The sequence below is a fragment of the Achromobacter deleyi genome (assembly GCF_013116765.2).
In the GTDB taxonomy this organism is placed as follows: Bacteria; Pseudomonadota; Gammaproteobacteria; order Burkholderiales; family Burkholderiaceae_B; genus Achromobacter; species Achromobacter deleyi_A.
Genome location: NZ_CP074375.1, coordinates 2,478,095 through 2,502,035 on the forward strand (window position 1 = coordinate 2,478,095; position 23,941 = coordinate 2,502,035).

At 68.6% G+C, this 23,941-nt stretch carries 24 protein-coding genes; 7 read left to right on the forward strand and 17 right to left on the reverse strand.

Going from position 1 to position 23,941, the window contains the following annotated elements:
* Positions 1–83: 83 nt before the first annotated feature.
* The 8 genes from HLG70_RS11065 to HLG70_RS11100 are packed head-to-tail and all read right to left on the reverse strand — an operon-like array spanning position 84 to position 7,875.
* Positions 84–1,073 carry an ABC transporter ATP-binding protein gene (locus HLG70_RS11065; RefSeq protein ID WP_171664443.1) on the reverse strand — a complete coding sequence of 330 codons (990 nt, stop codon included), beginning with the start codon at positions 1,071–1,073 and terminating at the stop codon, positions 84–86.
* Positions 1,070–2,077, reverse strand: coding sequence for an ABC transporter ATP-binding protein (locus HLG70_RS11070; protein ID WP_171664444.1), 1,008 nt, complete (start codon positions 2,075–2,077; stop codon positions 1,070–1,072). The genes HLG70_RS11065 and HLG70_RS11070 overlap by 4 nt, the downstream gene beginning before the upstream one ends.
* Positions 2,074–2,946 carry an ABC transporter permease gene (locus HLG70_RS11075; RefSeq protein WP_171664445.1) on the reverse strand — a complete coding sequence of 291 codons (873 nt, stop codon included), beginning with the start codon at positions 2,944–2,946 and terminating at the stop codon, positions 2,074–2,076. The genes HLG70_RS11070 and HLG70_RS11075 overlap by 4 nt, the downstream gene beginning before the upstream one ends.
* Entirely contained in the window at positions 2,943–3,884 is a 942-nt protein-coding gene (locus HLG70_RS11080) for an ABC transporter permease (RefSeq protein ID WP_171664446.1), read from the reverse strand. The genes HLG70_RS11075 and HLG70_RS11080 overlap by 4 nt, the downstream gene beginning before the upstream one ends.
* Positions 3,881–5,080, reverse strand: a complete 1,200-nt coding sequence (locus HLG70_RS11085) for an NAD(P)/FAD-dependent oxidoreductase (RefSeq protein WP_171664447.1) — start codon at positions 5,078–5,080, stop codon at positions 3,881–3,883. The genes HLG70_RS11080 and HLG70_RS11085 overlap by 4 nt, the downstream gene beginning before the upstream one ends.
* Positions 5,077–6,474 carry an NAD(P)/FAD-dependent oxidoreductase gene (locus HLG70_RS11090; protein ID WP_171664448.1) on the reverse strand — a complete coding sequence of 466 codons (1,398 nt, stop codon included), beginning with the start codon at positions 6,472–6,474 and terminating at the stop codon, positions 5,077–5,079. Before HLG70_RS11090 ends, HLG70_RS11085 begins: the two co-directional genes overlap by 4 nt.
* Complete coding sequence (locus tag HLG70_RS11095) at positions 6,471–6,767, reverse strand: (2Fe-2S)-binding protein (protein WP_171664449.1); 297 nt, start codon at positions 6,765–6,767, stop codon at positions 6,471–6,473. Before HLG70_RS11095 ends, HLG70_RS11090 begins: the two co-directional genes overlap by 4 nt.
* A complete protein-coding gene (locus HLG70_RS11100; RefSeq protein WP_171664450.1) occupies positions 6,748–7,875 on the reverse strand; it encodes an NAD(P)/FAD-dependent oxidoreductase in 1,128 nt (375 codons plus the stop codon). Before HLG70_RS11100 ends, HLG70_RS11095 begins: the two co-directional genes overlap by 20 nt.
* An 82-nt stretch (positions 7,876–7,957) precedes the next feature.
* Between HLG70_RS11100 and HLG70_RS11105 the strand changes: the two genes are divergently transcribed.
* The gene (locus tag HLG70_RS11105) at positions 7,958–8,875 is read left to right on the forward strand and encodes a LysR substrate-binding domain-containing protein (protein WP_171664451.1); all 918 of its coding nucleotides are present in this window, start codon (positions 7,958–7,960) and stop codon (positions 8,873–8,875) included.
* A gap of 13 nt (positions 8,876–8,888) precedes the next feature.
* On the opposite strand, the gene HLG70_RS11110 is transcribed toward HLG70_RS11105, so the two are convergent.
* The 3 genes from HLG70_RS11110 to HLG70_RS11120 form a co-directional block, all read right to left on the reverse strand.
* Positions 8,889–10,454, reverse strand: coding sequence for an ABC transporter substrate-binding protein (locus tag HLG70_RS11110; RefSeq protein ID WP_171664452.1), 1,566 nt, complete (start codon positions 10,452–10,454; stop codon positions 8,889–8,891).
* Between the two features lie 270 nt (positions 10,455–10,724).
* Positions 10,725–11,519 (reverse strand): class I SAM-dependent methyltransferase, encoded by a 795-nt coding sequence (locus HLG70_RS11115; RefSeq protein ID WP_171664453.1) that lies wholly within the window; start codon positions 11,517–11,519, stop codon positions 10,725–10,727.
* Between the two features lie 94 nt (positions 11,520–11,613).
* Positions 11,614–12,834, reverse strand: a complete 1,221-nt coding sequence (locus HLG70_RS11120) for an MFS transporter (protein ID WP_171664454.1) — start codon at positions 12,832–12,834, stop codon at positions 11,614–11,616.
* Positions 12,835–12,941: 107 nt separating this feature from the next.
* On the opposite strand from HLG70_RS11120, the gene HLG70_RS11125 reads away from it, so the two are divergent.
* The 3 genes from HLG70_RS11125 to HLG70_RS11135 all read left to right on the forward strand — a co-directional run bounded on the left by HLG70_RS11125 (position 12,942) and on the right by HLG70_RS11135 (position 15,985).
* Complete coding sequence (locus tag HLG70_RS11125; protein WP_171664455.1) at positions 12,942–13,907, forward strand: LysR family transcriptional regulator; 966 nt, start codon at positions 12,942–12,944, stop codon at positions 13,905–13,907.
* 230 nt (positions 13,908–14,137) lie between these two features.
* Positions 14,138–14,941 (forward strand): N-formylglutamate deformylase, encoded by an 804-nt coding sequence (gene hutG / locus HLG70_RS11130; protein WP_171664456.1) that lies wholly within the window; start codon positions 14,138–14,140, stop codon positions 14,939–14,941.
* Positions 14,942–14,971: 30 nt separating this feature from the next.
* Positions 14,972–15,985, forward strand: a complete 1,014-nt coding sequence (locus HLG70_RS11135) for a LysR family transcriptional regulator (protein ID WP_171664457.1) — start codon at positions 14,972–14,974, stop codon at positions 15,983–15,985.
* A gap of 13 nt (positions 15,986–15,998) precedes the next feature.
* On the opposite strand, the gene HLG70_RS11140 is transcribed toward HLG70_RS11135, so the two are convergent.
* The 4 genes from HLG70_RS11140 to HLG70_RS11155 all read right to left on the reverse strand — a co-directional run bounded on the left by HLG70_RS11140 (position 15,999) and on the right by HLG70_RS11155 (position 19,565).
* Entirely contained in the window at positions 15,999–16,931 is a 933-nt protein-coding gene (locus tag HLG70_RS11140; protein ID WP_171664458.1) for an FAD-binding protein, read from the reverse strand.
* A complete protein-coding gene (locus HLG70_RS11145) occupies positions 16,931–17,680 on the reverse strand; it encodes an electron transfer flavoprotein subunit beta/FixA family protein (protein ID WP_171664459.1) in 750 nt (249 codons plus the stop codon). The genes HLG70_RS11140 and HLG70_RS11145 overlap by 1 nt, the downstream gene beginning before the upstream one ends.
* A 75-nt stretch (positions 17,681–17,755) precedes the next feature.
* A complete protein-coding gene (locus HLG70_RS11150; RefSeq protein ID WP_234103061.1) occupies positions 17,756–18,394 on the reverse strand; it encodes a HutD/Ves family protein in 639 nt (212 codons plus the stop codon).
* The gene (locus HLG70_RS11155; RefSeq protein ID WP_171664460.1) at positions 18,378–19,565 is read right to left on the reverse strand and encodes an NAD(P)/FAD-dependent oxidoreductase; all 1,188 of its coding nucleotides are present in this window, start codon (positions 19,563–19,565) and stop codon (positions 18,378–18,380) included. Before HLG70_RS11155 ends, HLG70_RS11150 begins: the two co-directional genes overlap by 17 nt.
* A gap of 247 nt (positions 19,566–19,812) precedes the next feature.
* On the opposite strand from HLG70_RS11155, the gene HLG70_RS11160 reads away from it, so the two are divergent.
* From HLG70_RS11160 to HLG70_RS11170, 3 genes are read left to right on the forward strand one after another with little or no spacing between them, the layout of a single operon-like run.
* Complete coding sequence (locus tag HLG70_RS11160; protein WP_171664461.1) at positions 19,813–20,811, forward strand: aliphatic sulfonate ABC transporter substrate-binding protein; 999 nt, start codon at positions 19,813–19,815, stop codon at positions 20,809–20,811.
* 18 nt (positions 20,812–20,829) lie between these two features.
* Positions 20,830–21,600 (forward strand): ABC transporter permease, encoded by a 771-nt coding sequence (locus tag HLG70_RS11165; RefSeq protein WP_171664462.1) that lies wholly within the window; start codon positions 20,830–20,832, stop codon positions 21,598–21,600.
* Positions 21,588–22,376: an ABC transporter ATP-binding protein gene (locus HLG70_RS11170; protein WP_171664463.1), complete on the forward strand. Its 789-nt coding sequence runs from the start codon at positions 21,588–21,590 to the stop codon at positions 22,374–22,376. Before HLG70_RS11165 ends, HLG70_RS11170 begins: the two co-directional genes overlap by 13 nt.
* 14 nt (positions 22,377–22,390) lie before the next feature.
* Here the strand turns inward: HLG70_RS11170 and HLG70_RS11175 are convergent, their stop codons facing one another.
* Together HLG70_RS11175 and HLG70_RS11180 are read right to left on the reverse strand one after the other, a co-directional pair.
* On the reverse strand, positions 22,391–22,909 hold the full coding sequence (locus tag HLG70_RS11175; protein WP_171664464.1) for a DUF4952 domain-containing protein: 519 nt from the start codon (positions 22,907–22,909) through the stop codon (positions 22,391–22,393).
* 5 nt (positions 22,910–22,914) lie between these two features.
* On the reverse strand, positions 22,915–23,922 hold the full coding sequence (locus tag HLG70_RS11180) for a LysR substrate-binding domain-containing protein (protein WP_171664465.1): 1,008 nt from the start codon (positions 23,920–23,922) through the stop codon (positions 22,915–22,917).
* Positions 23,923–23,941 lie beyond the last annotated feature (19 nt).

Sequence of the window (23,941 nt, forward strand, 5' to 3'; positions counted from 1 at the left end):
TGCGGCATGCGCCTGCACGGTCGAAACCCGCCCGGAATACCGGCCGGGCGCGCAATCTACTCTACATCACCCAGCTTTCCGCCCTAGGCCGGCACCGCGACTTCCTCCTCCAGCGGGTGAAAGCAGGCCACCGCCCGCCCGCCTCGCCTGCCCGCCAACGCCGGCACGCTTGTCATGCAATCCGCCTGCGCGCGCGCGCAGCGCGGGTGGAAGGTGCAGCCGGGCGGCAGGTGCGTCGGCGCCGGGATCTCGCCTTCGATCTTCGACAGCCTGATGCGGGCTTGCGGGTCCGGCACGGGCGACGAATCGCGCAGTACGCGGCTGTATGGATGCAGCGGCTGGTCCAGCACCCGCGCGGTCGGGCCGTGTTCGATGATACGGCCGAGGTACATGACGCAAACGGTGTCGCAGAAGTGCCGTACCACTCCCAGGTCGTGGGAGACGAATACGAACGACAGGCCGCGATCGCGCTTCAGGCGGTCCATCAGTTGCAGGATCTGTGCCTGCACCGACACATCCAGCGCCGACACCGGCTCATCGGCCACGATCAGTTCCGGATCCAGCACCAGCGCGCGCGCGATGCCGATGCGCTGGCGCTGCCCGCCGGAGAATTCATGCGGATAGCGGTCCAGCGCCGACAGCGGCAGGCCGACCTCGGTAATGGCCTGCTCCACCTTGGCGGCGATCTGGCGCGCGTCGCCCTGCTTGTGCACGAACAGCGGCTCGGCCAGCGCCTGGCGCACGGTGCGGCGCGGATTGAGGGACGCGTAGGGATCCTGGAACACGATCTGAATACGCCGGCGCAGCGCGCGCATGGCGCTGGCGCTGGCCCGGCGGATATCCTGCCCGTCAAAAACAATGCTGCCCTCGTCCGGTTCGATCAGGCGCAACAGGGTGCGGGCCACGGTGGACTTGCCGCAGCCGGATTCCCCCACCAGCCCTAGCGACTGGCCGCGCGCGACGCTGAACGACACGTCGTTCACGGCCCGCACGATCTGCCTTTCCCCGCCCAGCCAGCCGCCGCCGCTCTCGAAGCGCTTGACCAGGTTGCGCACTTGCAGAAGGTCGCTCATGCCTTGTCCCCTTGCGGTTCGGCGCGCACCACGCAGCGCACCTCATGCGAATCGCCGATGCGGCTCAGCCTGGGCCGCGCGGCCTCGCAGCGCGCCTCCTTCAGCCGGCAGCGCGGCGCGAAGGCACAGCCCGGAGGCATCGCGGTAATGGCCGGCACGCCGCCGGGAATGGATTCCAGCACCGCGCTGTCGGCGTCCACGCGCGGCATCGCGCGCAACAACGCCTCGGTGTAGGGATGCGTGGGCCGGGCGAACAGCGTCTGAACGTCGGCGGTCTCGACAACTTCGCCGGCATACATGACCGCCACGCGGTCCGCGATCTGCGCCACCACGCCCAGATTGTGAGTGATGAACAGGACCGCCATGCCGTGCGCCGCCTTCAGCTCCGACAGCAGGCTGAGGATCTGCGCCTGGATGGTGACGTCCAGCGCCGTCGTCGGCTCGTCGGCCAGCAGCACGCGGGGCTTGCAGGCCAGCGCCATCGCGATCATGACGCGCTGGCGCATGCCTCCCGAGAACTGATGCGGATAGTCGTCGAAGCGCCTGGCGGCCGCGGGTATCTTCACTTCCTCCAGCACTTCGAGCGCCAGCCGGCGGGCCTCGGCCCACGACAGGCGGCGATGCTGGCGGATGGCCTCGGCGATCTGGTCTCCCACGGTCATCGTGGGGTTCAGCGAGGTCATGGGCTCCTGGAAAATCATGGCGACGGACTCGCCCCGCAGTTTCATCATCTGCTTTTCGGACAGCGGCGCCAGATCGGCGCCGTCCAGCAGGATCTGCCCGCCGCCATGGCGAGCGCCGGCCTCCGGCAGCAGGCGCAACACGGACAGGGCGGTCACGCTCTTGCCGCTGCCCGATTCGCCCACGACGGCCAGCGTCTCATTGCGCGCGACCTGCAGCGAGACATCGCGCACCGCGGCGTGCCAGGCGCCGCCGATACGGAACTCGGTGCGCAGGTCGCGCAGTTCCAGCACGGGGACTTGGGAGTTCGGTTGTGGATTCATGAACGCTCCGAACGCAGCTTGGGATCGATGGCGTCGCGCAAGGCGTCGCCCAGCAGATTCAGCGCCAGCACCGTCAACAGGATGGCAACGCTGGGAAACACCGTGAGCCACCAGGCGTCCAGGATGTTCTCGAAGCCTTCGCGGATCATGCTGCCCCAGGTGGCGGCCGGCGGCGGCACGCCCAGGCCGATGAAGCTCAGCGAGGCCTCGGTGCGGATGGCGGACGCCATCCACAGCGATCCCAGCACCACCACGTCCGACACCATGTTCGGCAGGATGTGCACGCCCATCAGCCGCATCGGGCCGTACCCCAGCGCCCTGCCCGCTTCCACGAAGTCGCGCTGCTTCAGGGCGATGGTCGGCGCGCGCGCCACCCGCACGAAAGGCGCGATCTCGGTGATGGCGATCGCGATGATCAGGTTTTCCAGGCTGGCGCCCAGCATGGCGGCCACCATCAGCCCCAGCAGCAAGGTGGGAAAGGACAGCAGCACGTCGACCAGGCCCATGATGAGCTGGTCGACCAGCCCGCCCACATAGCCCGCCAGGATGCCCAGCGCCGATCCGATGCACATGGCGATCAGGATGGCGACAAAGCCCACCAGCAAGGACACGCGGGCGCCGTAGATCAGGCGCGACAACACGTCGCGTCCGTAGCTGTCGGTGCCCAGCCAGAATTCCCCGGAGGGCGGCTCCAGCCGGTAGGCGATGTTCTGCTGCAGCGGATCGTGCGGGGCCAGCCAGGGCGCCAGCACGGCGGCCAGCACGATCAGCAGCAGCAGGCCGATGCCCACCCAGGACAGACGGTTCCTGGACAGGGCCTGCCACAAGGCGTTGGGACGGGCGGACGGGACGGCGGCGACGGCGCTCATTTGTATTTCACCCTAGGATCGACCAGCCCATACACCAGGTCGGTCAGCAGATTGACGACAATCACACACGACGCAAACACCACCATCAGCCCCTGCAGCAGCGTGTAGTCGCGGCTGTTGAGCGCGCCCAGGATCAGCTTGCCCAGGCCGGGACGGTTGAAGACGATTTCGGTCAGCACCGAGTTGCCGATCAGCGTGCCGAAGTACAGGCCGACCACGGTCACGATGGGAATCAGCGCATTGCGCAGGCCATGGCGAAGGATCAGCCGCAATGGCCGCACCCCCTTGGCGCGCGCGGTGCGCACATAGTCTTCTCCCATCACGCCCAGCATCGACGAACGCGTGACCCGCATGACGTAGGCCATCATGATGAGGCCCAGGTTGAAGGCGGGCAGCACCAGGCCGCGCAGCTGCGTGGTCCAGTCACCCGACCCGGTGGAACCGATCACCGGGAACCACCGCAGCTGGATCGCGAACACCAGCAGCATCAGGATGGCCGACACGAACGCGGGAAACGACAGCCCGGTCAGGGACAGCAGGCGGCCCAGGTAGTCAGGCCAGGCATTGCGACGCAACGCCGCCCAGATGCCCATGGGCAGACCGAACACCACACCGATCACAATGGCGGCGGCCGTCAGTTGCAAGGTCCAGGGCAGCACCAGCGCCACTTCCTGCAGCACCGTGCGGCCGCTGGCCATCGACACGCCGAAATCGCCAGTCAGCATGTCCCCCAGGAAGCGCAGGTACTGCACATGGGTGGGCAGGTCCAGCCCCAGGCGCAGTCGCAGGGCGGCCAGGGCCTCGGCGCTGGCCTGGTCGCCCAGCATCACGGCGGCGGGGTCGCCCGGCACCAGGCGCACCAGGACGAACACCGCCGTCAGCATCGCGAGCAAGGTGGGGATAGCCAGCAGCAGGCGCTTGATGGCGTAGCGCGTCATGACAATTGCTCCGATGGCGATTGGTCGGCACCCGAAGGTTCGGCGCCCGACGGCGCGGCACCCGAAGGCGCGGCGGCGGGCGGCTGCATCAGGCGCCGGGCCTGCAGATTGCCGATGGCGCGGGCGGTCTGCCCGCGCATCACCAGGTCCGTCAGCGCCGCGCCCACGACGGGCACCAGCTCGAAGCCATGCCCCGAGAAGCCGAAGGCATGGAGCACCCCGGGCGCGTTGGGCGACGGCCCGACGACAGGCAGCATGTCATCCGTCTTCGCTTCCAGGCCAGCCCACACCCGCACGATGCGGATGTCGCGCACGGCCGGGAACAGGTCGGTCGCGGCATGCGCGCCCTTGGCCAGCACGCGCATGCGGGCCGTCGAGGTCTCGCGGTCCAGGTCGGGGATGCCTTGCAGGCCGCCTCCGATCACCAGCGTGCCCTGATCCGATTGCTTGAACGACAGCGAACGGCCCATGATGGCGACGACCGGCTTGATGAACGGGCGCAGCCGTTCGCTGACCATCATCATCGACGACTTGGTCGCCAGCGGAATGTCGTCGCCCACCATGGCGGCGATGCGCGCGGACCAGGCGCCGGCCGCATTGATCACGAAGGGCGCGGTCCAGGCGCCCGAGTCCGTCAGCGCGCGCCAGTCCTGCCCCGCGCGTTCCAGCCCGTTGACGCCACAGTGTTCGATGATGGTCACGCCCGCGGCCTCGGCGCTGTGGCGAAACGCGCGCAAGGCGCGGTGGGGATCGGCCGCGCCATCGCGCCGCGCGATCGATGCGCCCAGGCAATGGTGGCTCAGTTCCGGCAGCAGGCGCCGCAGCTCGTCCGGGCCGATCAGTTCCTCATGCGTGTAGCCGCTGGCGCGCAGGCCGCTCACGCGGGCCTGCAGCGCGGCCAGCGCGGCGGGCGTCTCGGCCACGCAGATCTGCCCGTTCGCATGAAAGCCGCAGTCGTCGCCCACCAGCGAGTTCATGTCGTGCCACATGTCCATGGCTTCCAGCGACAGGTCCAGTTCGCCCAGGTCGCGGTTGAGCGTGCGCACGCCCGCCGCCGTGGCGCCCGACGCGTGCCGCCCGACCCAGTGGCGCTCGATCACCACGACCCGCTTGCCCTGGCGCGCCACCTGCAGCGCCGCCGACAAGCCATGCAAGCCGCCGCCGATCACGATCACATCGCAGCTGCGCGCGCTCATGCTTTTTCTTCCTCGATGTCCAGCGACGCCAGTTCGCCCAGGGTCAGGGGCTTGAGCGGCGGACGAATGCGATAGAAGCCCACCTCCGCGACCGGCCGGTTTTGCTCGGCCGCAAGGATGTGCGCCACCGTGTAGCCGCACTGGCGCCCCTGGCACGGTCCCATGCCGGCGCGCGTGTACGACTTGATCTGATTGGGCCCGGGCTGGCCGATGGCGGCCGCCTTGCGGATGTCGCCCGCGGTCAGTTCCTCGCAGCGGCAGACGATGGTGTCGTCGGGCGGGGAAAAAATGCCCGCGCGCGGCGGATACAGCGCGTCCAGCATGGGACGCAGGCGCAGCAGCCCCGACAGCTTTTCGCGCAGCGGCGCCGCCAGCGCCACCGCCGCATGCGACGTCAGGCGCGCGGCGCGCTGGGCGATGCCCACCGCGACCAGTTCGCCCCGCACGCAGGCGGCCTGCGCGCCACCGATCCCGGCGCCGTCGCCCGCCACATAGACGCCAGGCCGGCTGGTCTGCCCCCATTCGTCCAGGTCCGGCTCCAGGCAGGCCTGCGCCGGGTTCCAGGTGTGATCGCATTCCAGCGCGCGGGTCATGTGTATGGACGGCACCACGCCTTCGTGCGAGAGCAGCACGCTGGCCGGCGCGCGCGCGGTCTTGCCGTCGGCCGTGTATTCCACTTCCTGCAAGCGGCCGTCGCCCAGCGCGCGCAGGCCCGTCACGCCGCGCACGCGCCTGACGCCGGCGGCCTTGATCTCGCGCAGCCAGGCCAGCCCCTTGGAGACGTCGCCCCACCCCGCCAGCGCCGCACCTGCCCAGGGCAAGGCCCGCCGCCAGCCGCCCGGCGGCGAGGTATCCAGCCAGCCGGCGATCTTGCCGCCCACCCGCAAGAGCTGCGCCATGTACAGCAGCGGCAAGGGACCGCTGCCCGCCACCCAGACAGGGTCGGACGGCACCTGGCGCGAGGTCTTCAACAGGATTTGCGCCGCGCCCACGGTCAGGACGCCAGGCAGGGTCCAGCCCGGGAATGGCGCGGGCCGTTCCTGCGCGCCCAGCGCCAGCACGATGTTCTGGGCGCGCACCGCCTCGGCCTGGCCGTCGCGCGTCATGTAGACATGCCAGCCGGGCTCGATCTGCCAGACCTGCGTCTGCGGCTGGTAGATCGCCCCGCATTCGCGAAAGCGCCCGGCCAGGCCGGCGCCCGCGCGGTATTCAGTGCCCAGCAGCTTGCCGGTGGGCGTGGGCGCCACGGCCTCGACCGCGCGCCAGATCTGGCCACCCGGCGCGGGCTGCTCGTCCACGACCAAGACTGACAGGCCCTGGCCGCGCAGGCCGATGGCCGCGCTCATGCCGGCGGGGCCCGCGCCGATCACCACGACATCGAATTCGCGTTTCATGGCATCACGCTCCGGCGGCCGAACTGGCGTTCCACGCGCATCCCTTCGCGCACCGTGACCAGACAGGTCTGGGTGGACGCCACGCCATCCACGATGGCCAGGCAGTCGAAGCACACGCCCATCATGCAATAAGGCGCGCGCGGGCTTTCGTGCACCGGCGTCGTCCGGCTGGCCGGCGTCTGCTGGCGCAGCAGCACGGCCGCCACGGTTTCGCCGGGTTCGGCGCGGACGGACTCGCCGTCGATAGTGAGCGTCAGCGCGGGTGCGCCGGACTCATGCAGCTTTCTGAACATTGAAGCGCTCATGGTGAAAGGCATCCAGGGTGTCTAGCGGCATGCCGCCGGCCAGTGCGCGGGCATAGGGCCCGGCATGGAACGAGGCCAGCGTCACGCCGGAATGGCAAAGCGCGATATCCGCGCCGGGGTGCAGAGGAGAACTTGCGTAAACGGGGCAGCCGTCGGGCGTCATGATCCGCAGGCAGGACCACTGGCGCACCAGCCGTGCGCGCGCCAGGTCCGGCAGGATGCGCAACGCATTGCGCGTCATGCGCACGGCGGCCTTGGATGTCGTGCCCAGGTCGTAGCCGACCTCTTCCTGCGTCAGGCCGACCATGACCGTGCCTTCGCCGGTCTGCCGGATGCCGCTGGCGGGCACGGGCAGCATCGGCGCCAGCCTTTCGGTGACCAGTATCTGCCCGCGCTGGGGCCGCAGCGGCACGTCCAGCCCGACCATCGCGCCCAGCGCGGCCGAGCCCAGGCCCGCGGCAATGACCACGCGTTCGGCGCGCGCCGCATAGGCGCCGGCGCCGACCACGAAGCCGCCGCCGGGCAAGGCCTCGATGGCGGTGACGGCGTGACGGTTGAGCAGGGTTCCGCCCTGCCGCAGGAAGGCGGCTTGCAGCGCGGCCAGCAGCCGCAGCGGATTGACGTGGCCATCCATCTCGCCCAGGCTCGCGCCAGCCACGGCATCGCCCAGGCGCATGGCCGGAAAGCGGCGTTGCAGTTCGCCGCGATCCAGCATGCGGGTACAGGACGCCAGCTCGGGCGCCTGCGCATGCCAGGCATCCAGGCGCTCGGCGCGGGCGGAGAGCTCGGCGTCGCTCATGCAGAAATGCAGGCCGCCCTGACGTTCGTAGGCCAACGCCACGCCGCTGTCGGCTTGCAGCCGCTGCGCGAATTCCGGCCAGGCCCCCACCGCCTGACGCGACAGGCGCTGGTAGGCCGGATGACCGTGTCCCTTGCCTTGCAGCCACACCAGGCCGAAGTTGGCCTTGGCCGCACGGAAATCCGTATCGGCGCCATCCAGCATCAGCACCCGGCGGCCCTGCCCCGCCAGCCCGTAGGCGATGGCGGCGCCCACCATGCCGGCGCCCGCCACGATGACGTCATAGTCCTGCGCCATGGCGGACCCTCCTTGTGCGAGCGGATGCGGGGCTATAACCTTGGCGACTGGCACGTTGAATTCCATCAAAACGGGTTATGGCATGAATGACACATTGAACCTGCGGCAGATCGAGGCCTTCAAGGCGGTGGTCGAACAAGGCACGGTCAGCCAGGCAGCCATTGCGCTGGGCGTCTCGCAGCCCGCGGTCAGCAAGCTGCTGGCCCATCTGGAGGCCGACACGGGCCTGTCCCTGTTCGACCGCGTGCGCGGCAAGCTGGCGCCGACCATGCAGGGCATGCGGCTGTACGAAGAAATCGACCGCGTCTTCAACGGCTTGCGCCAGGTGGAGCAAGCCGTCGAGTCGATCCGGCGCGACGAGCAGCGCACGCTGAACGTGGGCGTGCTGCCTGCGCTGTCCGGCCCGTTCATCCGCCGCGTGACCATGCAGTTCCTGAAGCTTCATCCCGATGTGCGCGTCTCGATCCAGAGCCGCGGATCGCTGTTCCTGGCGGACTGGCTGGCCACCCGCCACATCGACGTGGCGCTGGTGGGCAGCCGCGTCGACAATCCCTATATCGACCGCGAACCGCTGTTCCCTTACCCGCTGTTCTGCGCCATGCCGCTCAATCATGAACTCACGCGCAAGCGCGTGGTCCGGCCGCGCGATCTGAGCGGCCTGCCGTTCGTGTCCTTCGGCGCCGACAGCCAAACGCACGAACTGGTGCGCCAGGCGTTCGGCCAGGCGGGCGCGCAGCTGAACGTGGTGCTGGATACCAACACGGCGCCCACGGCCTGCGAATTCGTCGCGGCGGGGCTGGGGGTTTCCTTGATTCATCCGTTGTTCGCCGAAGGGTTGCAAAGCCGCATGGTGCTGCGGCGGTTCGATCCGGAGCTGCAGTTCCACTTCCAGTTGTGCCGCGTGCATGCCTCGCGCAACGCGGCGCTGGTCCAGGCCTTTGTCGATGAGGCCCGCGCGGTCGCCGCGCAGGTCTCCCGTGAGTTGCTCAAGGGCCAGTGACCGGCCGGGCGCCCTAGGGGGCCGACACCGTCGTCAGCTCCGTGATGGGCGGCTGCAGATTCAGGGCGCCTTTGAGCGCGTAGCCGTAGTTCACCCGGTCGCCATGCGCCCACACCTGCTTCAGGCCGAACAGCGGCACGGCGCAGACGTCGTCGTGGATGCTGGCCTGCGCCTGTTTCCACAAGGCCAGCTGCTTTTTCGCATCCGGCTCCACGCGCGCCTGCCGGATGGCGTCGTCGGCCACCGAGCAATGCGAAAAGTTCGACATCGCCGCCGGCGCGCCGATGGCGGCGGCCGAGTCGTAGAACTCGGTCAGATAGGTATCGGCGTTGGGAAAGCGCGCCGCGCCGTAGAACACCAGGCCGCTCAGGTCCTGGCGGCTCTTGGCCTGGTAGGTGGCATGGTCCACCACTTCCATGTTGAGCTTGATGCCAGCCTTGGCCAGCTGCGCCTGAACGATTTCCATGATGGGCTGCTGGGCCGAGATGTTCGACACGATAGACTTGATCTCGACGCCGTTGGGAAAGCCCGCTTCCGCCAGCAGTTTCTTTGCACGGTCCACGTCGTAGGCGTAGGCGCCGGCGCCGCAGTCCTGTCCCAGATAGCCGTTGGGCACGACCGAGCAGCCCTTGTCGGCCACGTCCTTGCCGGCGTAGCGCACGATCTCGTCGACATTGATGGCGGCGGCCACGGCCTGGCGCACCTTCAGGTTGTCCAGCGGCTTGACGTTGCGATTGATGTGCAGGGTGCGGAATTCGGCGGGCTCGAAGATGTCGACCTTCATGCCGCGCTTGGCCGAACGTTCCACCCAGCGCTGTTCGCGCTTGCCCTGCATCACGTCGATCTCGTTGGACGTGAAGGCCAGCTCCCGCGCGCTGTCCGACGGGATCATGCGGTACATGATGCCGCCCAGCTTGGGCTTGCCGCGGAAGTACGCGTCGTTGGCCACCAGTTTCACGTATTGCTGGGTGACGTGTTCGCCAAAGGCGAACGGGCCGGTGCCGATGGGGCCGGCGCCGAACTTGTCGCCCAGTTTCTCGGCGGCCTTCTTGCTGACGATGTTGCCGCCGTGATAGTTGGACACCCGGCCCAGGAAGGCCGCATCGGGGTACTTCAAGGCGATGCGCACGGTGTAGTCGTCCACCGCTTCCACCTTGTCGATGATGGCGAACGTGGCGGCGAAGCTGGACCGGTTGGGGTCGCCCGCGCGCTGGAGGGAATAGACCACATCGTCGGCCTTCAGCTCGCCATAGCCGCCGTGGAACTGCACGCCATGGCGCAGATGAAACGTCCACGTCTTGCTGTCGGCGGACGCCTCCCAGCGCTCGGCCAGGTCCGGCTGCAGCGACGTCGGATCGGCGCTGCCGGCCGGAAAGCGCACCAGCGCATCGAACATCTGCGCCGCCACCCCCTTGTCGGCCGTCGACGTCGCGCGATGCGGATCCAGCGTGGCGTTGTCGGCCGCGCCCGAGCTGATGCGCAGCGTGGGACGCTCCTGCGCGGCCGCGGCCGCTGAAAAACCGGAGCTACAGGCCGCGAGCAACGCGGCCATGACGGCGAGGTGTACAGGACGTTTCATGACTTCCCTTGTGCGCCGCGCATTTGCGGCCTTCGTGATTTGCAGTCAGAGATACAGCGTGGCTGCAGACTAGAAGCGGGACACCATGGCGTCAAAGTCCTTCAGGTGCTTGGGCTATTCCTGGGGGTTATAGGGTAGGCCGCGGCGAGGGCGGCGCTCGGGGGAGATCGGCGCCAGCTAGTGGTTAGTACTGAGATGCAAATACCAGGCCACCCTCGGGAAAACACTAGGCGCACAGCGGTCCGAATACGTGGCCCGGGCCGCGGGCGCTCAGGGCTTGAGCGCATGCGTCGCCAGGAACGTCGGCACGAACTTGTCGATCAGGAAACGCGGGTTGGGCTGGTGATCCTCATGGAAGCCGGCAAGCAGAAAGCCCGCTTCCAGCTGTCCGCCGATCTGGTCCGACAGACTGTGCCCAAACACCACGGCCTCGCCCCGCGCAAGCTTGGCGTCCAGGGCCTGCGCGTCCAGGTCCTTGAGGTCCGCGTACGGCAGCGGATACGCCGGCCGTATCACCCCCTGCCTCGCGTATTCGGGGTCGCGGTCGCCGACGAATACGATCGGGTTGTAGAAACTGGACAGCAGCCTGCCTCCGCGCCGCAAGACCCGGAAGCACTCGCGCCAGACCGGGCGCACGTCCGGCACATACAGATTGGAAATCGGGTGGAACACCACATCGAAGGCTTCGTCGGCGAAGGCGGAGAGATCCCGCATGTCGCCCTGGACGGCGGCCAACGCCAGGCCGTCACGCTCGGCCACGCGGCGGTCCTGGTCCAACTGTTTCTCCGAGGCGTCGAACACCGTCACGCTGGCTCCTGCGGCCGCCAGCACCGGCGCTTGCTGGCCACCGGCCGAGGCCAGGCACAGGATACGCAGGCCATCGACCCGGTCCAGCCATCCGCGCGGCAGCGGGCCAGGCGTGAGGCGCGCCTCCCAATGGCCGGCGCGCGCGGCGGCAATGATGTCGGGCGTAACGGGGCGCGACCATTCGCAGTCCTGAACGGCGAGCTGGTCCCAGGCGGCCCGGTTGTGGGCAAGGTAGTCGAAAGAATGAGTAGCTGTCATAGGCAATCTCCGGAAAGGCAGGACGCTCAATACGTTCCGTGAGTGCCGTGGATTCTAGCGCCGGCTGCGCCGAGGCGGCGCGGCCGCCGCCCCCTCAGCGCAGGCGCCTTGCGCCTGCCGCCAGCATCAGCGCCGCCGGGGCCATGCATGCGGCGCCCAGCAGCAAGGTGGCGGGCACGCCCAGGAGATCGACGCTGGGCACGCCCGCCAGCGAACCCAGCGCAATGCCCAGGTTGAAGATGGCCACCAGCAACGCGGTGGCCGCTTCCACCGCCGCCGGCGCGGCGCGCATCATCCAGGTCTGCAAGGACACGGACACGCCGCCATAGGCGAATCCCCAGACCAGCAGCAAGGGCAAGGCGGCAGCGCGCAGCGACGCCAGGCCGCTGAAGATGGACAAGGTCAGCATCAGGCCCAGCACGATGACGAACAAGGCGCCGCCGGCATGCCTGGAAGCGGCGCTTCCCGCCACGAAGTTGCCCGCCACGCCGGCCACGCCATAGGCGAACAGCAGCGGTCCGATCCAGGCGGCGCCAAACCCCGCCACCGATTCCAGCAAGGGCCGCACGTAGGTGTACGCCATGAAGTGGCCCGCGACCAGGAACAAAGCGATAAGCAGGCCGTGCCTCAGCCTGGGGATGGCGAGCTGCGCCACGAGCTGGCGCGCCGGCAGCGGCGCGGCGACCGGCAAGGGCGGCAAGGTCAGGCGCATGAGAACCAGCAGGCCCAGGCACAACGCCGCCATCGCGCCGAATGCCGCGCGCCATCCGCCCAGCCCGCCGACGAAAGCACCCAGCGGCACGCCCAGCACCGAGGCCGCGGCGACGCCGCCGAAGATGACGGCGGTGGCAAGCCCCACCGCTGCGGGCGGCACCAGGCGGCTCGCCAGGCCGCCGGCGAGCGCCCAGATGCCGCCAATGCACACGCCGACCAGGATTCTTGCGGCCAGGAACGCCCCCATGCCCGGCGCCAGCGCGCTGGCCAGGTTGGCGCACGCCAGCAAGGCCACCAGGCCGCACAGCAAGCGCCGCCGGTCGACGCGCCCGGCCCCCATGACCACCAGCGGCGCACATACCGCCGCCACGATGGCCGGTACGGACAGCATCAGCCCGCCCATGCCCGCGGACATATCCAGGCTACCGGCGATGGGCAGCAACAGGCCTACGGGCAGCATTTCCGTCGTGACGACGCTGAAGGTAGCCAGGCCGGCGGCCGCCACGCCCAGCCAGGCGCGGCGGCCGCCGGATCCCGGGCGCGCCTGCGCGGCAGGCTCTGGGGCGATGGAGGCAAGGTTCGGAAGCGCGTCTCGGGTCATGGATTTCCTGGTCAGTCGATGGCCCGATGCCGGGCCGACGCTGAAACAGTCTACTGATTCCAATTCGCTGATAAAGTAGCCTGGAATAGAAACAGAAGGGACGATTCGTGGACAATATCAACGCCCTGCCCCCGGCCAGCCGCGGCGGCATCGATCACATCGGCGATGTCCTCGCGTTCGTACGCGTGGCCGACGCGCAGAGCTTCACCGTTGCCGCCGAACGGCTGGGCCTGTCGCGCTCGGCGGTCGGCAAGTGCATCTCCCGGCTTGAGCAGAGCCTGGGCGCACGGCTCCTGCACCGCAGCACCCGCAACGTCAGCCTGAGCGACGAAGGCCGCCTCTTCTACGAACATGCGCAGCGCATCCTGTCCGAGGTCGACAACGCCGCGGACGCGATGGCGAGCCGCAAGCAAGCGCCGCGCGGACGCCTGCGCATCGACCTGCCGGTATCGCTGGGCCGGCTGCACATCATGCCGCTGCTGCGCGAGTACCTCCGGCGATGGCCCGGCGTCGAGGCCGACGTCAGCTTCTCCGACGACTACACCGATCTGGTGCGGGAGGGCATCGACGTCGCCATCCGCCTCGGCGGCGACGTGGACAGCCGGCTGGTGCGCAAGGTGCTTGCGCCGCACCGCCTGATCACCTGCGCGGCGCCGCAATACCTCGACCGGCACGGCGTCCCGGCCACGCCCGAGGACCTCGGCCGGCATCAGGCCATTGCCTTCACGCACGCCGGAGCGCTCGTGCCATGGCGGTTTTTGGTGAACGGCCAGGAACGCAATGCGCAGGTGGCCGGCCGGCTCAGGATGGGCAATACGGAAGCCCTGCGCGACGCCGCGCTGGCGGGCGACGGCATCGTGCAGGTCGGCGCGTTTCTGGTCGGAGACGACCTGCGAGCCGGGCGGCTGAAGCCAGTGCTGGAATCCGCGGCGCCGGCGGGCGCCCCCGTGTGCGCGGTGTATCCGCATCGACGGCATCTGGCTCCCAAGGTCCGGGTCCTGATCGACGAGATCGCCGCAAGATGGAGCGCCGGAGCCCCCTGGGCCGACTGCGCGAATCCGCCTCGGGCATAGCCGGCCGCCACGATCCCTGGCCGCGCGGCGCGGGCTGTCGCTCCGCCGCTCTGACGCCGAGGCCTGCGGCCCGTCCACCCGTGACGCCGGATTTTGCATCAGCCATCTCGATCATCAATATCCATTAAACTGATGCAATCCCCGTGGCGGGCTGCGCTGCCTAGCATACAAGCGCCCGCCGCCCGCGGCTCGTCCCGCGGCGCACTGCCGTTGTTACCCGGAGTTTTCCCTTGAGCGACATCTATCACTACAGCCGCGGCACCGCCCCGCTGCTGATCTCGATCCCCCATCTCGGCAGCCAGATTCCCGACGCGCAACGCGCGCAGATGACGCCGCTGGGCCTGCAGTCCGGCGACACGGACTGGCACCTGGACACGCTGTACAAGTTTGCCGAAGCGCTGGGCGCGTCGGTGATCGGCGCGCGCTACTCGCGCTACGTGGTCGACCTGAACCGCCCGCCCAACGACGAAAGCCTCTACCCCGGCCAGACCAAGACCGGCCTGTGCCCGACGCAAACCTTCCGCGGCGAAGCGCTCTACCAGAACGACGCCGTGCTGACGGATGCCGAGCGCGCGCATCGCCTCCAGACGTACTGGCAGCCCTATCACGCCAAGCTGCGCGAAGAGCTGGACCGCATCAAGGCCGAGCACGGCACCGTGCTGCTCTGGGAGGCGCATTCGATCGCCGGCGTGCTGCCGCGCCTGTTCGAAGGCAAGCTGCCCGACCTGAACATCGGCACGTCCGACGGCGCCGCCTGCGCGCCCGACATCCTGGCGGCCGTCCAGGCCCGGCTGGACCACTGCGCCGACTACACCTGGGCCGTCAACGGCCGCTTCAAGGGCGGCTACATCACGCGCCACTACGGCGCGCCGGCAGACAACACCCACGCCATCCAGCTTGAAATGTGCCAGTCCACCTACATGGACGAAACGCACCCCTATGGCTATCGTCCCGACCTGGCCGGCAAGGTCATTCCGGTGGTCGAGGGCATGGTGACGGCCGCCCTGCGCCAGACCACCGCGCGCCAGCGCTGAGCGCGGGCCGACTCCGAAACGCCGCGCCCCATGAACCGCTTTTCGTTCAGCACCACGGAAAACTATCCCGAGTGGAGCCTGCTGCTGACCTGGGTGGCGGTGGTGGAAGCCGCGTCGGTGTCCGGCGCGGCGCGCATGCTGGGTTTTTCGCAGGCGGCGGTGTCGCAGCGGATCAAGCAGCTGGAGGCCGCCATGTCGACCGAGCTGCTGGACCGCAGCACCCGGCCGGCCCGCCCCACGCCCGCCGGTGAACTGCTGTTCGAGCACGCCGCGCGCCTCTTGGCGCAGGCCGGCGACATGACGGAGAGCGTGCGCAACCTGAGCCGGGCCAAGCGCAACATCGTCCGGTTTGGCTGCGTGGACTCGTTCGCGGGCACCCTGGGCCCGACGCTGATCCACGGCCTATCCGGCGCGTCGCGCCAGATCCGGCTGTGGTCGGGCATCACGCCCGTGCTGGACAAGCAGCTGGAAGACCGGCAGCTGGACCTGGTGGTCACCACCAGCGCATCGGCCGGCAAGCCCACCATCCGCAAGTACAGCCTGTTCAGCGAACCCTATGTGCTGATCGTGCCGCGCTCGATGAGCATGGACAGGATCGACTCGCTGAAGGAGCTGGGCAAGCGCACCCAGTTCATCCGCTACAGCGCCCGCTCCTTCATCGGCGCCGAGATCGACCGCCTGGTCGAATCGCACGGCGTGATGATCGAACGCACCTATGAATTCGACAATACCGATCCGCTGCTCAGCCTGGTCACCGCCGGGCTGGGGTTCGGCATCAGCACGCCGCTGTGCATCTGGCAGTCGCGCCATTTCCTGGAGCAATTGCGCGTGCTGCCGCTGGCGCCCTACCTGGGCATCGCCCGCGGCGACGATGCCAGCCTGTCGCGCACGCTCTACCTGGCCGCGCGCCAGCAGGAAGTAGGCAAGCTGCCCGCCGAGGCTCGGGACGTCATCCTGATGGCGATGGAACGCCTGATCCAGAAGGACATCGCCCCGGCCCTGGGGCTGCCGCCTGCCACGCTCTGGCGCAACATGCGGCGCTGAGCCGCCGGAAGACTCAGGGCAGCGCGGCCGTCAAGGCCGGCACGGCTTCGAACAGATCGCCGACCAGGCCGTAGTCCGCCACGCCGAAGATCGGCGCATCGCCGTCCTTGTTGATGGCGACAATGACCTTGGAATCCTTCATGCCGGCCAGATGCTGGATGGCCCCCGAGATCCCGACCGCCACATAGAGCCCGGGCGCGACGATCTTGCCGGTCTGCCCGACCTGCCAGTCGTTCGGCGCATAACCCGCGTCGACCGCGGCGCGCGAGGCGCCCAGCGCGGCGCCCAGCTTTTCGGCCAGCGGGTCCAGCAGCTTGAAGTTATCCGCGCTTGCCAGGCCGCGTCCGCCCGACACCACCGCGCGCGCGCTGCCCAGGTCGGGGCGCTCGGACACCGCGATTTCGCGGCTGACGAAACGGGACAGCCCCGCGTCGCCCACCGCCTCGACCGCGACGACCGGCGCGCTGCCTCCCTCGGCGGACACGGCATCAAAGGCCGTTGGACGTATCGTCGCCACCACCACCGGGTAGCCGCTCTTCACCGTGGCGATCGCGTTGCCCGCATAGATGGGACGCTTGAAGGTGTCGGGCGCCAGCACGTCGATCACGTCCGACACCTGCTCCACGTCCAGCAGCGCCGCGATGCGCGGCGCCACGCTCTTGCCATGGGCCGTGGCGGCCACGAACAGATGCGAGTAGCCGGCGGACACCGCCACTACCTGCGCCGCCAGGTTTTCCGCCAGGCCGTCGGCCAGTTGCGGCGCCTGCGCCAGCAGCACTTGCTGGACGCCGGCGACGCGGGCCGCCGCGGCGGCCACCGCCTGCGCCTCGCCGCCCGCCACCAGCACATGGACGGGCATGCCCAGCCTGGCGGCGGCGGCGATGGCGTTGAGCGTGGCGCCGTTGAGCGCCTGTTTATCGTGTTCGGCAATAACTAGGACGGTCATCAGATCACCTTGGCTTCGTTCTTCAGTTTGTCGACCAGCGCGGCCACGTCGGCGACCTTCACGCCGGCGGCGCGCGCCGCGGGTTCTTCCACGCGCAGCGTCCGCAGGCGGGACACCGGGTCCACGCCCAGTCCTTCCGGAGTCTCGATGTCCACCGGCTTCTTCTTGGCCTTCATGATGTTGGGCAAGGTGACGTAGCGTGGCTCGTTCAAGCGCAGGTCGGCCGTGACGACGGCGGGCAGCGTCAGCTCCACGACTTCCAGGCCGCCATCCACCTCGCGGGTGATGCGCGCCGTGCCGGCGCCGATCTCGATGGCGCTGGCATTGGTGGCCTGCGGCCAGCCCAGCAGGGCCGCCAGCATCTGGCCGGTCTGGCAGGCGTCGTCGTCGATGGCCTGCTTGCCCAGGATCACCAGCGCCGGCGCTTCCTTTTGCGCGACGGCGCGCAGCAGCTTGGCCACCGCCAGCGGCTGCAGCGCCGCGTCCGTCTGCACCAGCACGCCGCGATCGGCGCCGATGGCCAGCGCGGTGCGCAGCGTCTCCTGCGACTGCGCCGTGCCGCAAGACACGGCCAGCACCTCGGTGGCGGCGCCCTGTTCCTTCAAGCGCACGGCCGCCTCGACGGCGATCTCGTCGAACGGGTTCATGGACATCTTGACGTTGCCGATGTCCACGCCGCTCTGGTCGGCCTTGACGCGCACGTTGACGTTGTAGTCAACCACGCGCTTGACCGCGGCAATTACCTTCATGGAAATACTCCTGAGAAAAGGGAATCAACAGCCGCCCCGGCGCCCGCCCGGCGCCAGGGCTTGATGGAAAAGCAATCAGCCGGGGCCGCTCGCCAGCACAGTGATGTCCAACCGCAGCGCCGGGACATGCCCGGGCGCGGGGGCTTCGGCCGGGATGAACAGGTCCGGCGCATCGCCGCCGTGGCCCACGGTGAAATCGCCCGCGTCCAGCTCCCATTGCGCGCCCGGCACCGGTCCGCGCAGCCGGCCCGCGCTCACGGCCACGATCAGCCGGGTTCGCGGCCCCTCCCGCGCCGCGTCGGGCAAGGAGCCGGCCATGCAGGCATGCTCCGGCCCGCCCAGGCACGCGACGCGTGCCTGGGCCGCGCCGCGCAGGACGAACAGGTTCAGCACGCGCACGGGTCCACCCACCAGGCGCGACTGGAAGGCCGTGTCTCCGGCGAACCGCGCGGGCGCTCCCGGCCGCAGGCTGACGGCCGCGCCCTCGCCGCTCAGCTCCACCCCCTGGCCCGACAGCACCACGGACACTCTGTCGTAGCCGGGAAAGCAGGAATACGGGCCGTCGCCGCCGATGTCGGCAATGCTGACCCGCCAGCGCGCCGCCGCGTCCTCGGCCAGCTTGCGGGTGACGCCCCCGCCGTTCTTCCAGGGCTCGGGCGGCAGCGCCAGCCAGCTGGCGCGCACCGGCGCGGGCATATCAGGAGACTGCGCCAAGGCCGTACTTCCCGGTCAGCAGCGCGCCGCTCTGGAAGCGGCCCAGGTCATAGGGCTTGAGCGACACGTCGGTGGCCAGCCCCAGCGCTTCCTGCGCCAGCACGCGGCCCACGGTGGGCGACAGCTTGAAGCCGTGGCCGGAGAAGCCGAACCCCACGATCAGCCCTTCGACGCCCGCCACCCGGCCCAGCACGGGATTCCAGTCGGGCGTGACGTCGTAGACGCCGGTCCAGGACGAAGCCAGGCCCGCGGTTTCGTAGGCGGGGAAGCGCTCGGCCACCTGCGCGCCGACTTCGGCCACGTAATCCAGCGGGATATCGCCCTGCTCGGCGTCGCTGTTCTGCAGCTTTTCGCCGACGATGCCTTCGCTCACCAGCATCTGGTTGCCGCCGTAGCTGCGGCAATACAGCATGCCGGGCGAGGCCAGGTCCTTGTAGACCGGCATCGAATAGGTATAGGGCGCTGCGTCGCATTCCAGCGCCAGCACGGCGTGACGCTCGGGCACGACGGGCATGGCCACGCCCGTCCAGGCGGCCAGTTCCGGCGTCCAGATGTTCTGGGTGCTGATGACCAGCGGGCTGGCGTAGTCGCCTTCGGAAGTGGACACGCCCACGACGCGGCCGTTCTCCACCAGCAGGCGCTGGACGTTGACGTGCTCGCGGATGGTGACGCCACGGCGGCGGGCGCCGCGCGCGAAGCTGGTGGCGACGAGGTAGGCGTCGGCAAAGCCGGCCTCGGGTTCATAGCCGATCAGCGCGGCGTCGTCGAAGGAGGCAATGGGCAGCAGCTCGCGGGCCTGGGCCGGGTTCAGCAGTTCCAGCGCAATGCCTTGCGCCTGTTGCTGCGCCAGCGCGCTGCGCAAGGGCTCCAGCTTGTCGTTGTCGGCCGCGCTGATCAGATAGCCGCATTTGACCAGGCCGCAGGAGGCTTCCTCATCACCCAGGTAGCTGGCGAAATTGTTGAACACGCTCCAGGAGCGCTGGGCCAGCTCCACGTTTTCGCGCACCGAATAATGCGTGCGCAGAATGCCGGACGACTGCGAGGTGGTGCCCGCGCCTATCGTTTCCCGATCCAGCACCAGCACGTTCTTCGCACCCAGCTCGGCAAGGTGAAAGGCCACGGAACTGCCGATCACACCGGCACCAATCACGATCACGTCAAAACTTTTCACGACAAGGCTCCAAGGACAAGTGGCGCGAGTGTGAAGCCGGCATTCCGGAGCCGCAGCAATATAAGCATGGCGAATATTGAATAAAAGCGCCGCGCCCGGATTGCTTAAGCGCGACGAATCTTGACCATCGCCGCTCCTTATATTCATGCCGCCACGCGGCGCGCGGGCGAAAGTCTCGTCTGCCGCACCCCAGAGTGCCGGCGACATGAAATCTATCGGTCAATCTACATTCAAGTAGGGGAAAAATATGAACATGAATCGCCGCGCCATGCTGGTGCGCACCGCAGCCGTCGCGGGCGCAAGCGCCCTTGGATTTCCCATGATAGGCCGCGCCGCCGGCGCGTCGTACACCTATGGCGGCTCCGCCTGGCTGGGCCACTATTCGGCCTACATCGCCCTGAAGACCGGCCTCTTCGCCAAGCAGGGCCTGGACATCAAGTGGCAGAGCTTCGCCACGTCTTCCGACCGCATGAGCGCCGTGATGGCCGGCAACATCGATCTGGCCGGCACCGGCGTGGTGTCGTCGCTGGCGTTGATGGCGGCCGGGGCGCGCCAGTTCCAGGTCATCGCCACGCCCAACAACTTCGGCCGCGCCGAGGGCGTGCTCGCGCGCGAAGACGTCAAGTCGGTGGCCGACCTGAAAGGCAAGAAGATCGGCGTCACCTACGCGTCCAGCGCCCACGTGCTGCTGCTGGACGTGCTGCGCCAGGCGGGCCTGAATCCCGACAGCGACGTGTCCATCATCAACCTGCCGGCCACCAATATCCTGTCGGCCTACCAGGGCAGGCAGATCGACGCGGCCGTGGCCTGGACGCCGGCGTTCGACCGCATCAAGGCCGTTCCCGGCACCCATGTCCTGCTGGACGACACGGCGTTCTCGCTCTACAAGCAATACGCCATCACGCCCGGCCCCGATGTGCTGCTGACGCACGCCAGGCTGGGCAAGGACGATCCGCAGGCCGTGCGCAAGTTCCTGCAAGCGGTATTCCAGGCCAACGCCATGCTGAGCGAACAGCCCGAGGAAGCCGCGGGCGTGCTGCTGGAGCTGACGGGCCTGTCCAGGGAGGACCAGCTGGCCGTCATCAAGCAGACGCAATGGTATTCGGCCGAGGACCAGAAGGCGCTGATGGTGGACCCGGGCAACTTCGTCAACGGCATGCAGAAGCTTGCCGAAATGCTGGTGTCGCTCAAGCAGATCGACCGTGCGCCCACCGTCAAGGACTGGGTCCAGGCCTCGTACCTGTAAGCCCGGGACAGTCTGCTCATGTCCACGCGTCCGTCTTCAAGGGAAACACGCCTGCTCTGGGTCAGCGTGTTTTCGCTTCTGTGCTTTCTTTTGCTGTGGGAAGGCCTGTGCCGCGCCGGCGCGGTCGATCCCATTTTCCTGCCCGCGCCGTCCCAGGTGCTGGCGCGCGCCCTGTCCATGTCGGACCAGGGCACGCTGTTCTACAACGTGCTGGCCTCCACCCGGCGCGTCATGGTGGGCTTTCTGGCGGCCGTGATCGTCGCCATTCCGCTGGGCATCCTGCTGGGCACGTCCAAGGTGGCCCGCGCCGTCTTCGATCCCATCATCTCGTTCCTGCGGCCGCTGCCGTCGATGAGCTGGATTCCGCTGTCGCTGCTGTGGTTCGGCATCACCGAAACGCAGAAGTACAGCATCGTGTTCATGGGTTCCTTCGTGCCCGCCCTGCTCTATGTGATGGAGGCGTCGCGCAGCATCGATCCGGTGCTGGTGCGCGCCGCGCGCAACCTGGGCGCCAACCGCTGGCAGGTCATGCGGGAAGTGCTGTTCCCCGGCTGTCTGCCGCAGATCCTGTCAGGCATGAAGATCATTCTTGGCCTGTCCTGGACCTGCGTCATCTCGGCGGAACTGGTGGCTTCCAAGGAGGGCCTGGGCTTCATGATCATGAACGGCAAGGAGTTCTTCCAGACCGACACCGTGGTGCTGGGCATGGTCCTGATCAGTTTCACCGTGCTGGTGACCGATCTGTGTTTGCGGCTTCTTGAACGATGGGTGCTGGCATGGCAACGATGAACGATACGATGATCCGGCTCTCCGGCGTCTCCAAGGCCTATGGCGACGTCGCCGTGCTGGACAAGGTGGACCTCGAGGTCCGGCGCGGGGAATTCCTGGTGCTGCTGGGTGCGTCCGGTTGCGGCAAGTCGACCTTGCTGAACCTGATGGCGGGCTTCATCACCCCCAACACCGGCACGGTCGCCATCAACGGCAAGCCGGTCACGGACGTGACCGCCGCCTGCGGCATGGTGTTCCAGCAATATGCGCTGTTCCCGTGGCGCACCGTGCAGGAAAACGTGGAGTTCGGCCTGAAGATGCGCGGCATGTCCAGGCAGGAGCGCGCGCCGATCGCCCGCAAGTTCATCGACATGGTGGGCCTGAAGCAGGCGGCGGACAAGTATCCGCACGCGCTGTCTGGCGGCATGAAGCAGCGCGTGTCGATTGCGCGCGTGCTGGCCAACGACCCCGACGTGATGCTGTTCGACGAACCGTTCGCCGCGCTGGACGCCATGACGCGCCAGGTGCTGCAGGAGCAGCTATTGTCGATCTACGAGCAGAGCGGCAAGACCATCGTCTTCATCACGCACTCGATCGACGAGGCGCTGACCCTGTCCACCCGCATGGCGGTCATGGGCTCCAAGCCCGGGCGCATCGTGCAGGACATCCAGAACGACCTGCCGCATCCGCGCAGCGCGGACGTGCAGCTGTCGCCCCGCTTCGTGGAGCTCAAGCGCGCCATCTGGGAACGGGTGCAGGAAGAAGTGACGCGCAGCATGGAACTGGCCGGAGACTGAAGCGCGCGCGGTCCCTAGATGATTTCCGTGTACAGGGCGACCGTGATGTCGAAGCCGGGGATCCTGCCCCAGTCCGCGCGGGGGTAGCTCGGCGTTTCCGTGCCCATGCCCAGCCCGTACTGCAGGCCGGTCCGCTCATCGCGCCACCAATGGGGCTTCGTGCCCCAGCCGCAGCAGGCAAACTCCAGCGGCGGCATGCCGAAGGCCAGTCCCAGGTCGGCTTCCGCCCGCGCCGCGGCTGCGCCGGCCACGCGGTAGCGGGCGATCATGGGCCGGGCCTGCAGGTCATCGTGCCGTTCGCAACCCAGGTATTCGACGCCGTCGGGCTTTCTACCCAGCGCCTGCAGAAAATCCTGGCAGGGCATGCCGGGCGGCGCCACGCCCTGGGCGCGGGCCTCCGCGGCATCGCGGGCTTGGATTTCCTGTGCTTGCGCATAGCCCGGGACGGGCGCGCAGCCCAGTGCCGCGGCCGTCAGCAGCAGCGCGAGCCGCGCGACCACCGGCGACCGGCCCGGCTTCAGGTAATACTGCATGCGAGTCACAGAGCCCCCTGCGTCAGGTTTGAGTGGCGGGCAGGCCTTCCGGCCGCGCCGCCCTGATTCTGCCACGCGCCGGTGCTGCGCCCCTCTTCAGCCAGGAACTCCACCAGCGCGGGCAAGGACGGGTCCATCGGCCGGTTCGCGTGGATACGCATGACATAGCCCCACGACCCCGGCATGCGCAAATGGGGCACCAGCGGCACCAGCCGGCCGCTGGCCAGGTCCTCGTCGATCAGCGGCGCCCGGCCCAGCGCAATGCCCACGCCCGCGGCCGCCGCGGCCACCACGGTGCTCAAGCCGCTCAGCACCATCGGATCCTGCCAGTCCGCTTCCGCCAGGCCCAGCCTGGGGCTCCAGGTCCGCCAGTCGGTCTCGGGGCTGTCGATATGCTTTTCCTCCAGCCAGCGGTGCCGCAGGAAAATACGGGGGTCGTCGCGGTCGGCGGCGCGGATCAGCGCCGGGCTGCACACGGGCACGACCGTTTCGCTCATCAGCGGGATGTCGCCGGCTTCCGCGTTATGCGGCCCCATGGCGCGCACGTGCAGAAAGGCCAGGTCGATGTCCTGGCTCTTCCAGGCCGGGTCCTGGCTGGCATGCAGGTACACCTGGATGTCGATATCCGGATGCAATTCAATGAAGCGTCCGATGCGCGGCGCCAGCCACAGGGCGGCCAGCGAGGGATTGGCCGACACGTTCAGGGTATAGCGCCGGCGGCCGCGCGCCGTGGCCCGGGCGTTGCGGCAGGCGGTCTCCAACAGGGTCAAGGCCTGTTGTACCGATGCCAGCAGTCCGGCCCCGGCTTCGGTGGTTTCGGCGCGGCGCACCGTGCCGCCGCGGCGCAGCAGCGGGACGCCCAGGTCCGCCTCCAGCGCTCTCAGCTGATGACTGACGGCGCTCTTGGTGACATGCAGTTCGGCGGCGGCGCGGCTCAGGCTGCCCAGGCGGGCAACGGCTTCAAAGGCGCGCAATGCCGCCAGCGGCGGAGTACGGTTGGGAAGATCGGCCATGGGTTGAGTTTATCTCAAC